The 15372-nt window shown below is 75.9% G+C and carries 6 protein-coding genes; all 6 read right to left on the bottom strand.

Annotated elements, in window-relative coordinates; translation table 11 throughout:
• Positions 1–11: 11 nt before the first annotated feature.
• Positions 12–6470 (bottom strand): amino acid adenylation domain-containing protein, encoded by a 6459-nt coding sequence (locus AC07DA_RS31475; protein WP_479131618.1) that lies wholly within the window; start codon positions 6468–6470, stop codon positions 12–14.
• The gene (locus AC07DA_RS31470; RefSeq protein ID WP_479131616.1) at positions 6467–11548 is read right to left on the bottom strand and encodes an amino acid adenylation domain-containing protein; all 5082 of its coding nucleotides are present in this window, start codon (positions 11546–11548) and stop codon (positions 6467–6469) included. The genes AC07DA_RS31475 and AC07DA_RS31470 overlap by 4 nt, the downstream gene beginning before the upstream one ends.
• A 32-nt stretch (positions 11549–11580) precedes the next feature.
• Positions 11581–11802, bottom strand: coding sequence for an MbtH family protein (locus AC07DA_RS31465; RefSeq protein ID WP_479131615.1), 222 nt, complete (start codon positions 11800–11802; stop codon positions 11581–11583).
• Positions 11803–11970: 168 nt separating this feature from the next.
• A complete protein-coding gene (locus tag AC07DA_RS31460) occupies positions 11971–13221 on the bottom strand; it encodes an FAD-dependent monooxygenase (protein WP_479131614.1) in 1251 nt (416 codons plus the stop codon).
• A complete protein-coding gene (locus tag AC07DA_RS31455; protein WP_479131613.1) occupies positions 13218–14663 on the bottom strand; it encodes a condensation domain-containing protein in 1446 nt (481 codons plus the stop codon). Before AC07DA_RS31455 ends, AC07DA_RS31460 begins: the two co-directional genes overlap by 4 nt.
• A complete protein-coding gene (locus AC07DA_RS31450) occupies positions 14660–15370 on the bottom strand; it encodes a DsbA family protein (protein ID WP_479131612.1) in 711 nt (236 codons plus the stop codon). Before AC07DA_RS31450 ends, AC07DA_RS31455 begins: the two co-directional genes overlap by 4 nt.
• Between the last annotated feature and the right edge of the window lie 2 nt (positions 15371–15372).

Raw genomic sequence — 15372 nt, 5'->3', positions numbered from 1 at the left:
ATCAGCCTTCCCTAGCTGGTTGCGGAGTGGTCCAGGGCGGCGGCGAGCCGCGCGACGGTGGGGTGGCGCAGGGCCGTGGTCAGGTCGAGGGCGAGGCCCGCGCGGCGGGCGGCGACCAGCAGCGGCGGCACGAGCAACGAGTCGCCGCCCAGTTCGCGGAAGTCGTCGTGGACGCCGACCCGTTCGAGGCCGAGCACCTCGGCCCAGACCGCGGCGAGCCGCCGTTCGGTGGCGGTGCGCGGTGCCGTGTACGGTGCCGCGCCCGCGCCGGTCGCCTCGCGGGCCACGACGGCGGCCCGGTCGCGTTTGCCGTGGGCGGTGAGCGGCAGGGCGGCGACGACCTCGACGGTGGCCGGGACGAGCGCGGTGGGCAGGAGGGTGTGCAGCCGGTCCCGGAGCGCGGCGACCTCGACGGTGCGGCCCTCGGCGGGCACCACCCACGCGGCGAGTCGCTTCCCGCCGTCGGCGGCCGGGACCGCCGTGACGAGCGCTTCCCGTACGGCCGGGTCGGCGGTGAGGGCGGCCTCGGCCTCGCCGGGCTCCACCCGGTGGCCGCGGATCTTGACCTGGCTGTCGGTGCGGCCCGCGAACTCCAGGTGCCCGCCCGGCAGTCGCCGGGCCAGGTCGCCGGTGCGGTAGAGGCGGCTGCCGGGCAGTCCGTACGAGTCGGGCAGGAAGGCGAGCGCGGTCAGGTCGGGACGGCCGCCGTAGCCGCGGGCGAGTCCGTCACCGCCGAGGAACACCTCACCGGTGACGCCGTCGGGCACGGGCCGAAGCTCCGCGTCGAGGACGCGGACCAGGACGCCGGGCAGCGGCGAGCCGAGCGGGACCAGGGCGCGCGCGGAACGCTCGCGCACGGGGCCGTAGGTGGCGGCGACGGTGGCCTCGGTGGGCCCGTATTCGGCGCCCAGGGCCATGCCCCCGCCGCCGGCGCGGATCCGGGCCGCGACCCGGTCGGCCTGCGCGGTGGGGTAGGCGTCCCCGGCGCAGACCGCGAGCGCCGCCAGCCCGGCCAGTTCCCGGTCGGTCAGCTGGTGTTCCAGCAGCGCCAGATGGCCCGGCGTCAGGCCGACGAACGCGTACGGCGCGCCGCGCAGCAGCAGCGGCCCGAACTCGGCCGTGCCGTACCTCTGCGGCAGCACCCGTACCGGCTGCCCGGTCATCAGCGGCGCGTACAGCGCGGGCATCCCGAGGTCGAAACCGGCCGGGGTGAACCAGGGCGCTCCGCCGGAACCCGCCTCGGCGTACTGCCGTACGGCCCAGTCGAGGTAGTGCGCGAGGGCCCGGTGGGAGACCTCCACGGCCTTGGGGGCGCCGGTGGAGCCGGAGGTGTGCAGGACGTAGGCGAGCCGGTCCGGGTCGTGGCGCAGGCCGAGCGGCGAGCCGTCGCCCTCGAGGGCGGCGTCCTCGGCGAGCAGCACGTCCGCGAGGGGCAGCCGGGAGAGGTACGAGCGCTGGGTGAGGGCGATCCGTGGTGTGGTCCCGGCGAGCCGGGCGTCCGGCGCGCACGGGTCGAGGGGCACCTGCACGGCGCCCGCCTTCCACACGCCGAGCAGGGCGGCGACGAGGTCCGGGCCGCGGTCGAGCAGCACCGCCACCCGCGTCTCGGCGCCGGCGCCGAGGGCGCGCAGCCGGCGGGCGATCCGGTTCGCGCGGACGTCGAGCTCCCCGTAGGAGAGGCGGAAGTCCTCGCCGTGCAGGGCGGTGGCCGCCGGGGTGCGGGCGGCCCGCTCCTCGAAGGCGCCGAGGACGTCGGCCGGGGTGTCGGGGTGGGGCAGGGCGGGCGCCTTGAGGCGGGCGCTCTCGTACCGGTCGGGGAAGGCGCCGGTGCTGTCGCCGTCGGCGCCCGTGCGGGCCATCTCGGTGAGCACCGCGCGGTACAGCCCGGCCAGCCGGCCGGCGGCGGGCCGGGAGAGCGTGCGGGTGCGGGAGGCGAGGGAGAGGTGGCCGCGGACGGGGGTGCCGACGACGAGGGGGAACTCGTTGGGGCTGTCGTCGCGGCTGGCCATGATGTCGATCAGCTCGGTGTCGACCTGGTGGAAGTCCAGGTAGTGGAAGAGCACGTCGATCAGGTGGGCCTCCCCGCCGGGCACCCGCATCGCGGGCATCGGGTAGCGGCGGTGCGGCCACAGCGCGACCTCGTGCGCGAAGACCTGCCGGGCCAGTTCGCCCCAGGTGCGGGCGGTCCGCTCGTAGGGGAAGGGCACCGAGTTGAGGTACATGCCGGAGACGGTCTCGGCGCCGGCCTCCTCGGGGCGGGCGTCGGCGACCATGCCGCCGCGGAAGGCGGCGGAACGGGTGAGCAGCGACAGCACCTTGCTGTGCGCGGCGTGCAGCACGCTCTTGTACGGCACCTCGGCGGCGGTCGCCAGGGCGCGCAGGCCGGGTTCCAGGTCGGCCAGCGGCAGGTCGATGCGGTAGCGCTCGTCGGGTCCCGCGGGGTCGCCCGCCCAGCCGGGCGGCACGGTGACCTTGTCGTACTCCTCGACGATCCCGCGCCAGAACTCCTGGTCGGCCGGGTCGTCGAGGGCGCGCAGCTCACCGGCGATGAAGTCGGCGTAGCGGACGGCGGGCGCGGGCGGCGCGGGGGCGGGTTCGCCGCCGGTGCGCAGGGCGCGGTAGGCGCGCAGCATCTCCATCAGCTGGGAGTGGTAGCTCCAGCCCTCGATGACGGGGTGGCACTCGGTGATCGACAGCCACCAGCTCTCGTCGTCCAGGAGGTGCACGGCCATCCGCATCAGCGGCGCCCGGGTCAGGTCGAACAGCTCGGCCCGGTCCCGGTCGGCGAAGTCCCACAGCGCCTGCTGCCGGGCGTCCTCGGGGAGGTGGCGCAGGTCCTCGTGGACGACGGGCATGCGGGCGGCGGCGTGCACCAGCTGGAGCGGCTGGGAGTACCCGTCCAGGGCGAAGGAGGTGCGCATCACCTCGTGCCGTTCGGCGATCAGGTCGGCGGCCCGCTGGAACGCGGCCGCGTCGAAGGGGAGTTCGTCGCGGATCCGGAAGGAGGTGATGTTGTGGTAGCGGTTCTCGCCGCTGCCCCCGTGCATCTCCACGAGCATCCCGGCCTGGATGCGTGAGACCGGGTAGGCGTCGGTGACGTCGGCGGGCAGTGCCGCCCGGTCGGCGGCGTCGATCAGCGCGAACCGTGCGACGGTCCGGGGCGCGTCGGCGGCCGGGGCGCCGGTGCGGGCGACGGCCGGTGCCAGGCGTTCGACGGTCCGGTGCGCGAAGACGTCCCGGACGCTGGTCTCCCAGCCGGCCGCGCGCAGCGCCCCGACCAGTGCGACCGCGCGCAGCGAGTCGCCGCCCAGGTCGAAGAAGTTGTCGCGCACGCCGACGGTGTCCAGGCCGAGCACCCCCGCCCACACGGCGGCCATGGCCCGTTCGGTGTCGGTGCGGGCCTCGACGTGCGCGCCGACGGCCGTGGCGGCGCGGCCGGGCGCGGGCAGCGCGCGCCGGTCGAGCTTGCCGTTGCCGGTCAGCGGCAGCGAGTCCAGCGTGAGGTAGGCGGAGGGGAGCATGTACGGCGGCAGCGACGCGCCGAGGCGGGCGCGCAGGGCGGCCGGGCCGAGGTCGTCGGCAGCGGCGCCGGGGGCGGGTACGAGGTAGGCGACGAGCTGCTTGTCGCCGGGGGTGTCCTCGCGGACGAGCGCGACGGCCTCGGCGACGGCCGGGTGCGCGGTGAGCGCGGTCTCGATCTCCCCCAACTCGATGCGGTAGCCGCGCAGTTTGACCTGGTGGTCGGCGCGGGCGAGGAAGTCGAGGTTGCCGTCGGGCAGCACCCGGGCCAGGTCGCCGGAGCGGTACAGGCGGCTGCCGGGCGGGCCGAAGGGGTCGGGCACGAACCGTTCGGCGGTCAGGTCGGGCCGGCCGGCGTACCCGCGGGCCAGGCCGGTGCCGCCGATCCACACCTCGCCGGGGACGCCGGTGGGCAGCGGGCGCAGCCGGTCGTCCAGGACGTACATCGTGGTGTGCGGGACGGCCCGGCCGATGGGGACCAGCTCGGTGGCGACCGGCCCGCGCAGGAAGTAGGCGGAGTTGCCGACGGTGATCTCGGTGGGCCCGTACTCGGCGGCCAGCCGGGTGCCGCCCTCGCCCGCCGCCGTCGCCCACCGTTCGGCGAGCCGTACGGTGAAGGAGTCACCGGCGGCGATGACCAGTCCGGCCAGGCCGCGCACCTGTTCCGGGCTCAACTGCTCCACCAGCAGGTTGAGATGGCCCGGTGTGAGCTTGATGAACGCGTACGGTCCGCCTGCCGCGAGCAGGGCGCCGAGGTCGGCGGTGCCGGCGTCCTGCGGCAGCAGGTGCACCGGCTGCCCCGTCATCAGCGGCGTGTACAGGTCGGGCACGCCCAGGTCGAAGGCGATGGAGGAGAACAGCGGCGCTCCCCCGGTGCCCGCGCTCGCGTACGCCTGGACCGTCCAGCCGAGGTAGTTGGCGAGGCCGCGGTGGCTGATCAGGACGCCCTTGGGGCGCCCGGTGGAGCCGGAGGTGTAGATGACGTAGGCGAGCCGGTCCAGGTCGTGGGCGGCGGGCAGCTCGGCGTCGGCCGTCTCCAGCGCGGCCCGGTCGGCCGGGTCGTCGACGACGACCGTGCGGACGCCGGTCAGGCGGCCGGTGTACCGGCTTTCGGTGACGGCCAGGGTGGTCGCGGTCTGCGCCAGCATGTGGGCGACGCGGTCGTCCGGGTGGGCCGGGTCGACGGGGAGGTAGGCGGCGCCCGCCCGCCAGATGCCCAGCAGCGCGGCGACCAGGTCGGGGCCGCGGTCGAGGAGGACGGCGACGACGGCCTCGGGTCCGGCGCCCAGTTCGGTCAGGCGGCGGGCGAACCGGTCGGCCCGGGCGTCGAGTTGCGCGTAGGTGACGGTGGTGCCGTCGTGCCGCAGCGCGGGCGCGTCCGGGGTGGCCGCCATCTGCGCGGCGATCGTCTCGTGGACCGGGCGCAGCGCGGCGAGTTCCAGCGGGCGGTCGGTGCCGACGGGGGCGGCCGGGCCGTCCAGGAGCAGGGCGCGCTCGGCGGCGTCCAGGACGTCGAGGTCGGCGACCGGGGTGCCCGGGTCCCGGGCGATCGCCGTGAGCAGGGTCCGGTAGTGGCGGGTGATCCGCTCGGCGGTGGCCGCGTCGAAGAGGGCGGTGGCGTACTCCAGGCTGCCGAGCAGGCTGCCGTCCGGCCGTTCCGCCAGGTGCAGCGTGAGGTCGAAGCGGGAGACGCGGCTCTCGGCCGGTACGGGCGCGACGGTCACACCGGGCAGCTCGGGGCCCTCGGGGCCGCCCTCGCCGGAGACCAGGTCGAACATGACCTGGAAGACGGGGGTGGTGGACAGGTCCCGCTCCGGCTCCACCTCGTCGGCGATCCGGTCGAAGGGGGTGCCCTGGTGGTCGAGGGCGGCCAGCACGGCCGTACGGCTGTCGGCGAGGAAGCGGCGGAAGGGTGTCCCGGGCCGCCAGGCGGCGCGCAGCGCCAGCGTGTTGTAGGCGTAGCCGGCCATCCGGCGCAGCTCGGGCCGGGTGCGGCCGGAGGAGGCGGTGCCGACGCACACGTCGGTGGTGCCGGCGTAGCGGCCGAGCAGCAGCTGCCAGGCACCGAGCAGCGCCATGAAGACGGTGGCGCCCTCGTCCCGGGCGAGGCCCCGCAGGCTCTCCGCGACCGGTGCGGGCACCTCGAAGCGCGCCACCGCGCCGGCGCCGTCGCGGACGGCGGGCCGGGGCCGGTCGGTGGGCAGCCCGAGCGGGGCGAGCCCGGCCAGCCGCTCCCGCCACCAGGCCAGGCCGGCGGCCGCGGCCGGTGAGCCGTCCCGCTCGGCGAGCCAGGCCGCGTAGTCGGAGTACTGCAGGGCCGGTTCGGGCAGCGCGCCCGCCGGGTCGCGGTCCTCGACGGCGGCCGTGTACAGGGCCGAGAGCTCGGACAGCAGCAGCGGTCTGGTCATCGCGTCGCACGCGATGTGGTGCACCACCGCGACCAGCACGTGGTCGTCGGCGGCGAGCCGCAGCAGCCGTACGCGCAGCGGCTGCCGCGTCGCGAGGTCGAGGGGCCGGGCGGCCTGCTCCTCCGCGAAGGCGACGGCGCGGCCGTCGGCGTCACCGTCGCCTTCGCCGCCGTGGACGACGGCGAAGTCCACCGGGCCGGCCGGGTCGATCACCTGGCGGGGCTCGGTGCCGTCGAGGACGTACCGGGTGCGCAGGATCTCGTGGCGGGCGGCCAGCGTGTCGAAGGCGCGGCGCAGGGCGCCGGTGTCGAGGGCGCCGCGCAGCCGGTACACCATCGGCAGCAGGTACTCGGGGCTGTCCGGGTCGAGCTGGTGCAGGAACCACAGGCTGCGCTGTCCGGCGGACAGGACGAGGGGTGCCGAGCGGTCGGCGCGGGGTATGCCGGCCGGGACCGCGCGGCGGCCTGTGGCGCGGGCGGCCAGCCGGCGGCGCAGCAGTTCGGCCGCCAGCTGTTCCCGGTTGGGTGCGGTGGGTGCGGTCACGGCTGGTACTCCCGGTGGGCGAGGGCCAGTTCGGCCTCGGTGAGCGATTCGATCTCGGCGCGTACGGCCTCTTCCACGGCGGTGGCCAGGCCCCGCACGGTGGGCCGCTCGAAGACGGCGCTCAGCGGCAGCTCGACGTCGAACTCCTCCTGGACGCGGGCGATCACCCGGGTCGCGCGGACCGAGTTGCCGCCGAGGCGGAAGAAGCCCTGGCGGGCCCCGACCGGCCGGGCGGCGCCGTCGCCGAACAGCACGTCGGACCAGATCGCGGCGAGGGCCTCCTCGACCGGTCCCTCGGGGGCGCAGTACGGCTCGTCGGCGAGGGCGGCGGCCAGGTCGGGCACGGGCAGCGCGGCGGTGTCGACCTTGTTGTGCCGGGTCAGCGGCAGCCGTTCCAGGCCCACCAGCAAGGCGGGCAGCATGTAGTCGGGCAGCCGGCGGGCGCAGTGGTCGAGCAGGTCGCCCTCGGTGGCCGGCTCGGCGTCCGGGGCGGGCGTCCAGTAGCCGACCAGGGCGGCCTCCGGCCCGGAGCCGTGGACGGTGACGTGCGCCTGGGCGACGGCCGGGTGCTCGACGAGGACGCCCTGCACCTCGCCGGTCTCCACCCGGCGGCCGCGGATCTTGACCTGGCCGTCGGCGCGGCCGGCGAACTCCAGGGTGCCGTCGGGCCGCATCCGGGCCCGGTCGCCGGTGCGGTACAGCCGTGCCCCGGCGGGGCCGTAGGGGTCGGGCACGAAGGCGGCGGCGGTCAGGTCGGGACGGCCGTGGTAGCCGCGGGCCAGTCCGTCGCCGCCGACGCACAGTTCGCCGGTGACGCCGTACGGCACGGGCCGCAGCCGGTCGTCGAGGACGTACGCCGTCACGTGCGGGTAGGGGTGGCCGACGGGCACTCCGGTGGCGGTGTCGTCGGCGTCCCAGCGGGTGGCGGCGATGGTGGTCTCGGTCAGGCCGTACTCGTTGATGAACCGCATCAGGCGGCGCGAGAGTTCGCGGGCCAGCGCGGGCGGGCAGGGTTCGCCGCCGGTCTGGCCGACGATCGGACGGCGTTCGAGTCCCGCGTCCAGCAGCAGCTGCCAGTGCGTCGGGGCCGCTTGGAGGTGGCTGACCTCGTGCGCGTCGATCAGCCGCAACTGGGCGGCGTGGTCGCGCTGTTCCTGTTCCCGGGCGAGCACCACCCGTCCCCCGGCCACCAGCGGCATGAACAGTTCGGTGCAGGAGATGTCGAAGGTGACCTGGGCCAGCGCCAGCCAGGCGTCGTCCGGGCCCTGGCCGAAGTCCAGGTGGGCCTGGGAGGCGCGCAGCATGGTGAGCAGCGAGCCGTGCTCGACGGCGACTCCCTTGGGCCGCCCGGTGGAGCCGGAGGTGTACATGAGGTAGGCGAGGCGGGAGGGGTCGTCGGCCGGCGCGGGGACGGGCGGCGCGGACGCGGCACCGGTACGCGTGGTCCCGGTGACCGTGCCCACGTCCAGCACCCGGCCCGCGAAGCGGCCCGTGAACCGGCCGGCGTGCGTGCCGTCGGTGATCAGGACCGTCGCCGCCGCGTCCGCCAGGACGTGCGCGGTGCGCTCGTCCGGGGCGGCCGGGTCCAGCGGCACGTAGGCGGCTCCCGCCCGCCAGGCGCCGAGGAGCGCGGCGACCAGGTCGGGGGTGCGGCCGAGCAGGACGGCGACCACCGAGCCCTCGCCGGCGCCCGCGGCCCGCAGCCGGGCGGCGAACGCCTCGGCCCGGCGCTCCAGCCGCTCGTACGTCCACCTCTCGCCGCCGCACTCGACCGCGGTGTCCCGCGGCGCGCGCCGGGCCGCGGCGGCGATGGCCGCGTCGACGGTCCGCTCGGGTCCGGTGACCGTGCCGGGCTCCGGCCTGCCGGGACCGCGGCCGAGCAGTTCGGCGCGGAGCGGCGGAGGCAGCAGGTCGACGTCGGCCAGCCGGCGGTCCGGGTCGGCGGTGACCGACTCCAGCAGCCGGATCCAGCAGTCGGCCAGCCGCTCGACGGTGGCCGCGTCGAACAGGGCGGTGGCGTACTCGGCCAGGCCGAGCAGCGAGCCGTCGGGGCGGCGCTGGAGCACGAAGGTCAGGTCGGTGCGGGCGGTGCGCCAGGCCCCGCGGAAGGCGGCCACGTCACCGGCGTCGACCGCGGTGCCGGTGCGGCCCTCCTCGTGCACGTCGAACATCACCTGGTAGAGCGGGGTGCGGGCCGGGTCGCGGGTGTCGTCCAGCTCCGCCACCAGCCGGTCGAAGGGCAGCTCCTGGTGGGCGAAGGCCGTACGGGCGGTGTCGCGGACCCGGACCAGCGCCTTCCTGAACGGTGTGCCGGCGGGCGCGTCGCAGCGCAGCACCAGCGTGTTGAGGAAGTAGCCCGCCACGTCGGCGGCCTCGTCGCCGTGCCGTCCGGCGACCGGCACCCCGACCGGGACGTCCCAGCTGCCGCTGAACCGGGCCACGAGCGCGGCGAACGCGGTCAGCAGGGTCTGCTGCAAGGTGGCCCCGCAGCTGCGGCCGAGCGCGGCGACCTGCTCGGCGAGCGGGGCCGGCACGGTGAAGACGTGCGCGGCGCCGGCCGCGTCCCGGGTGGCCGGGCGGGGCCGGTCGGCGGGCAGGTCGACCGGCGTGATGCCGTCCAGGGTCTGCTTCCAGTGGGCGAGTTCGGATGTCAGGAAGGTGTCGGTCAGCCGGGCGCGCCGGTGGGCGGCGTGGTCGGCGTACTGGACGGGCAGGGCGGGCAGGTGCGCGTCGGTGCCGGTGTGCAGGGCCTCGGCGAGCGCCTTGAGGTCGCGCTCCAGCACGACAGAGGTCCAGCCGTCGCAGGCGATGTGGTGGATGCTCAGCAGCAGCGTCAGCGTGCCCCGGCCGCGCACCGCGAGGGCCCGGCGCACCGGCCCCCGCGCCAGGTCGAAGGGGACGGCGAACTCGGCCTCCACCAGTGCGTTCAGCTCGTCCGCGGTGTCGGCGCGGGCGAAGCGCACGTCCCACTCGGCCGGCAGGTCGGCCAGTTGCACGGGCTCGGTGCCGCGCAGCAGGTAGCGGGTGCGCAGGATCTCGTGGCGGGCGGCGAGCGCGCGGAGCGCCCCGCGCACGACCGTGTCGTCGTACTCGGGGGGCAGGGTGAGGAAGACCGGCGCGTTCCACTCGGCGCTGCCGGGGCGCAGCCGGTCCAGCAGCCACATGCTCTGCTGGCCGGGCGACAGCGGCAGGCCGTGCGGGTCGCGGGCGACCGGGGTCACGGAGCGCTGCGCCGGGGGGACGGCGGTGTCGTCCGCCGCCCGGCCGGGGGTGAGCAGCGCGGCCTGCTGCTCCACGGTGGTGGCGGTCAGCAGCGCGGTCGCCGGGATGGGCCGTCCGGCGGCCCGGGACAGTCCGGCCGCCAGCCGGTTGAGCATCAGTGAGGACCCGCCGAGCTGGAAGAAGTCGTGGTCGGCGCCGATCTCGGCGGCCGGGGTGCCGGTCAGCCGCGTCCACTCCTCGGCGACGACCCGCTCGGCGGGCGTGCGGACCGGGATGTGCGCGGTTTCGATGGCGGCGGTCGCCGGGTCGGGCAGCGCGGACCGGTCGATCTTGCCGTTCGGGGTGAGCGGGAACTCGGTGACCGGCACGTAGGCGGTCGGCACCAGCGGCTCCGGCAGCGAGTGGCGCAGGAAGGCGCGCAGCTCCTGCGGGCCGAGCGGCTCGCCACGCGACTGCACCCAGGCGACCAGCCGGTGTCCTCCGCGGCCGTCGGGCACGCCGGCGGCGACGGCGGCCCGCACCCAGGGGTGGGCGGCGAGCGCGGCCTCGACCTCGCCGGGCTCGATCCGGACGCCGTTGACCTTGACCTGGTGGTCCAGGCGGCCCAGGTACTCCAGGACGCCGTCGGCGCGCCAGCGCGCCCGGTCGCCGGTGCGGTAGAGGCGGGCGCCCGCCCGGTGCGGGTCGGGCACGAAGCGCTCGGCGCTCTGGTCGGGGCGGCCGAGGTAACCGAGGGCGAGGCCGACGCCGCCGGCGTGCAGTTCGCCGGGGACGCCCACGGGCACCGGGCGCCCTGCCTGGTCCAGGACGAGGACGCGCATGTTGCCGATGGGCCGCCCGATCGGCACGGCCCCGGTGTCCCGCGCCGGGTCCCAGCGGTGCTCGGTGATGTCGACGGACGCCTCGGTCGGCCCGTAGGTGTTCCAGATCTCCGCCCCGGGCACCCGTTCGCGCAGGGCACGGCACAGCTCGGCGTGGAGCGGCTCTCCGGCGCTGAAGAGCAGGCGCAGGGCGCCGGCGCGTTCCCAGCCGGGCTCCTCGACGAGACGCCGGTAGACGGACGGCACGCCCTGCAGAATCGTCACGCCGCCGTCGATGACGGCCCGCAGCAGGGCGGCCGGGTCGCGCTCGGCGCCCTCGGGGGCGAGCGCCACGGCGCCGCCCGCGACGAGCGGGGAGAACAGTTCGAGGCCGGCGGCGTCGAAGCCGACGGTCGTCTTGAGCAGCATCCGGTCGCCCGGGCCCACCCGGTGCCGGTGCGCCAGCCAGCGCACCCGGTTGGCGATCCCGCCGTGCGGCACGAGCACGCCCTTGGGGCGGCCGGTGGATCCGGAGGTGTGCAGGACGTAGGCGGGGTGGTCGGCGTCGGCCGCGAACTGCACTCCCTCGTGGTGCAGTTCGCCTTCGACGCTCTGGGTGCCCTGAAGGTCCTGAAGGTCCTGAAGGCCCTCGACGGTCAGCGTGCGGACGGTGCCGGGCAGGCTGTCCGCGGTGGCCCGCTCGGCGAGGACGACCGGGTCCCCGGTGTCCGCCAGGACCGCTGCCAGGCGGGTGGCCGGGTGGTGCGGGTCCAGCGGCACGTACGCGGCGCCCGCGCGCCAGACGCCGAGGAACGCGGCGACCAGTTCCGGCCCGCGGCGCAGGCACACCCCGACGAAGTCGCCGGGACGCACCCCGGCCGACCGCAGGCCGGCCGCGAACCGGTCGGCGAGCGCGGCCAGTTGGGCATAGGTGACGGCGGTGCCGTCGGCTCGGACGACGGCGGCCGCGTCCGGGGTGCGGTCGGCCTGGGTGCGGAACAGCCGCGGTATCAGCAGGTGGCCGGGGACGCGTCCCGACTTCGCAGGCTCGTTCACGATCTCTCCTCCATCGGGATCGGCGGTGCGGATCAGCTGCCGGCGCCGGCCTCGGCCATGCGGCGGCGCAGGCTCAGCGGGCGCATGTCGGTCCACAGGGCGTTGATGCGCTCCAGGCACTCCTCCCGGCTGCCCTCGGTGCCCTCGGCGTGCCAGCCGGCGGGCAGGGCGCGGTCGGCCCACCAGATCGAGTACTGCTCCTCGTCGTTGAGCACGACGCGGTACACGTTTTCGTCGCTCGCGTGTTCAGCCATGGGGTGTCCCTTCTGTGCGGTGAGGTGTGGCCCATGGTTGAACGCAGCGCTATCGGGCGTTTATCGGCCGCCTATACGCTCCGCCGGGACACCGCGGACAGGGGCGAGCCCCCGGCGCCGGGGGGCGCCGGGGGCTCGTGGTTGCCGCGACCTGTCGCTGACGAGCGATCAGGCGGCGTTGCCGAACACGTTGTCGTCGGCGTTGTCGTGGTTCAGGTTGGCCTCGACGTCGTTGGCGAGGATCCACGCCACATCGGCGGCCTGGTGGTTGACGTTGCGGTTGTTGAGGTTGCGGTTGTTGTTCGGGTTGTTGTTGAGGTTGCTGGTCATGGAAGGGCTCCTCTTCTGTGTGGTGGTGGGCTGTCCGTCCCGTGAACCCAGCTGCACACGGGTCGTGTGCGGCCGGCGGGTGGCTTCATAGCGGCGGAGCGCGGCGGCGATGCCCGCGGCTCCCGATGCCTCCTCCTTGAGGCAGGTCGCGAGCGCCACCGCGTCCTCGATGGCCTGGTTGGCTCCCTGACCGTGGTGCGGGAGCATCGGGTGGGCCGCGTCGCCGAGCAGCGTGGTGCGGGCGGTGCTCCACCGCTCCAGCGGCGCCCGGTCGTACAGCGCCCAGCGGCGCACGTCCCGTGCCGCGCCGACGAGGGCCCGCACCTGCGGCGCCCAACCGGCCAGCGCCGCGTCGAGGTCGGCGGGCCCGGCCGCGCTCGTCCAGGACTCGTCGGGGCCCTCGGGCGCCGGGGCGACGACGACGTAGGTGAACTGCCGTCCCCCGCTGACCGGGTAGAGCAGGACCCGCCCGGCGGGGCCCGCGAACATGTACATCCGTGCCGGGTCGAGGTCGGGCAGGGCGGTCGCGTCGACCAGGCCCCGCAGCGCGCAGTTGCCGGAGTACACGGGCCGCTCGGGCCCGGCGAGCCGACGGCGGACCAGGGAGTGCACGCCGTCCGCGCCGATCAGCGCGGAGGCCCGGGTGACCGTGCCGCCCGCGAACCGGAGCGTGACGCCCTTGGCGCCCTCCTCGTAACCGGTCAGCTCGCGCCCGGTGTGGACCCGCTCGGCGGGCAGCAGCGAGGCCAGCATCCGGTGCAGGTCGCCGCGGTGCACCGTCAGGTAGGGGGCCCCGAAGCGTTCCTCCCAGGCGGCGCCCATCTCCTGCCGCGCCACCGTGGAGCCGTCGTGGAAGGCGCGGACCTCCAGCGCCTCGGGCCGCACCGCCTCGCGGGCGAGCTGCCCGGCCAGTCCCATGCGGGTCAGCAGCCGGGTGCCGTTGGGGCCGAGGTGCATGCCGACGCCTTGTTCGCGCAGGGTGCCGCCCCGCTCGTAGACGTGGACGTCGATGCCGCGGCGGTGCAGGGCGGCGGCGGTGGCGAGTCCGCCGATGCCCGCGCCGATCACCGCGATCGTGGTGGTGGTCATCGGTGGTCCCATGCCTTCTCGAAGGAATCGAAGGAGTTGAAGGAGTTGAAGTCGTCGAAGGCGCCGGTCTCGCCGGAGCCGAGGGCGAGGACGGCGTCCAGGTCGGCGTCGGCGGCCAGTTCCACATCGGTGATCCGGGCGTCCGGGTCCCGTACGGCGGCCGTGAGCATCCGCTCGTAGCCGTCCGCGAATCGTTCGACGGTCGTCCGGTCCAGGACGTCGGTGTCGTAGGAGAAGACGGCGGTCACGCCCTCGGGGGTCTGCTCGATGCGCAGCAGCAGGTCCAGCTGGCCCTCCTGCTGCGGCACGTCGATCAGGGCGATGTCGAGCCCGGCGTACGGGATGGCGCGGCCCACCGCCTGGCCCGGCGGCACGTTGGGCACCGGTGGTTCCATGCGGTCCATGTGGACCAGGAACAGCGCGGCGCGGAACAGGGTGGCCTGCGGGAAGGCCAGGCCGCACGGGTAGCGCACGCCCAGCATGCCCCGCATGATCCGCTCACCGGCCTGGGCGGCGGCGCCCCGGAAGGTGGTGCCGGGCCCGAACTCGGCGCGCACCGGGATGGTGTTGAGGAAGCATCCGATCACGTCCCGCTGGCCTCGGCCGGAGCGGCTGGAGGCCGGCACTCCGAGCAGGAAGTCGTCCTGTCCCGTCCAGCGGTGGGTCAGCGACTGGAACACGGCGAGCAGGTACGCGAAGGGCGTCACGCCCGCCGCGGCCGCCGCCGCGCCGATCCCGTCGGCGGCCTCGGGGGCGAACCGCCGCACGACGGTGTCGCCGCGCAGCGAGCGCACCCGGGGGCGCTGGCGGTCCAGCGGCAGTTCGGCCGGGGCCGATCCGGCGACCGACTCCCGCCAGGCGGCGGCGGCCCGCACCCCGGCCTCGGAGGCGGTGTGGGCGAGCTCCGCCGCCGCGTGCTCGGTGTAGGTGCCCTTCAGCGGGCGCCAGTCGGGGGCGGTGCCGGCGGCGTGGGCCGCGTAGGCGACCAGGACGTCGCGGACCAGCAGCCAGCGGGAGGTGAAGTCGCTGACGATGTGGTGGGCGGAGGTGACCAGCGCCCAGTCGTCGTCGGCGCGGCGCAGCAGCACCACCCGGAAGGTGCCCGACTCCAGCCGGAACGGCCGGGCCCCGGCCTCCTCGACGGCGCGCAGCAGTCCGCCCTCGTCGATGCCGTCGAGGTCGCGCAGTTCCAGCCGTACGACGGGTGTGTCGGAGGCGATGCGGACCGGGCGTCCGCCGTGTTCGGCGAAGACGGAGCGCAGCAGTTCCTGGCGCTCGCCGACGGAGGTGACCGCGGCGTCCATGGCGGCGGGGTCGACGCGGCCGCTCAGCCGCAGCGGCATCACGATGTTGTAGGCGGCGCTGTCCGGGGCGATGCGGTACGCGGTCCACATCGACTCCTGGATCGAGGTCAGCGGCAGGGCCCGCACGGCGGAGGTCATCCGCAGCCTCCCGCGTGGCTCAGGTCGGAGGCGGGGCCGCCGGCGAGGGCCATACCGGGCCCGGGGTCCTGCGCGGCGGGCGCCGGGGCGTGCTCGGGGAAGGACGCCGCGAAGTCGGCGACCCGGTCCAGGCCCCAGAAGGGCTCCGAGCCGTGGATGAAGTACGGCACCCCGAACACACCGTCGCGGTCCACGTCCACCAGGGCCCGGACACCTTGTGCCCGGATCTCCGGGTCGTCGGTGACGGCGCCCGCCTCCTCGGGGTCCAGGCCGATGGAGACGGCCAGTTCCCGCACGGTGGCCGGGTCGCACAGGTCACGGCCCTCCAGCCAGCGGGCCCGGCCCGCCCGCTCCACCCACGCCCGGCCCAGGCCCCGGCGCTCGGCGAGGAACCACGTCAGGTGCGCGGGCTCCCACCACGGGTCGGCGTCCACCGGCCAGGTCAGGGTGAGCCCGCGGGCCGCGGCGAGCCGGCGCACGTCCCGCAGGATGTAGAACTGCTTGGCCCGGGACATCGGGACGTAGGGGAACTCGGCGCCCGCCTCGGCCAGCAGCTTCCGGCTGATCTCGTCGGGCTCCCAGAAGGGCCGCCACTCCAGCCGGTCGAGCAGGCCGGGGTGGTTCTCGCGCAGCTCCAGCAGCGCGAGGAAGTTGTAGGGGCTGCGCAGGTTGAAGTAGAAGCGCGGCGGCCGGGCGGCGCGTGGCATGG

The organism is Streptomyces sp. NPDC044921, from assembly GCF_056432865.1.
This window is presented reverse-complemented; position numbering and strand designations above follow the sequence as displayed.

Coding starts and splice junctions, on each gene's coding strand:
- AC07DA_RS31465 (WP_479131615.1), bottom strand. CDS start 11,802: ATGGCTGAACACGCGAGCGACGAAAACGTGTACCGCGTCGTGCTCAAC.
- AC07DA_RS31460 (WP_479131614.1), bottom strand. CDS start 13,221: ATGACCACCACCACGATCGCGGTGATCGGCGCGGGCATCGGCGGACTC.
- AC07DA_RS31455 (WP_479131613.1), bottom strand. CDS start 14,663: ATGACCTCCGCCGTGCGGGCCCTGCCGCTGACCTCGATCCAGGAGTCG.
- AC07DA_RS31450 (WP_479131612.1), bottom strand. CDS start 15,370: ATGCCACGCGCCGCCCGGCCGCCGCGCTTCTACTTCAACCTGCGCAGC.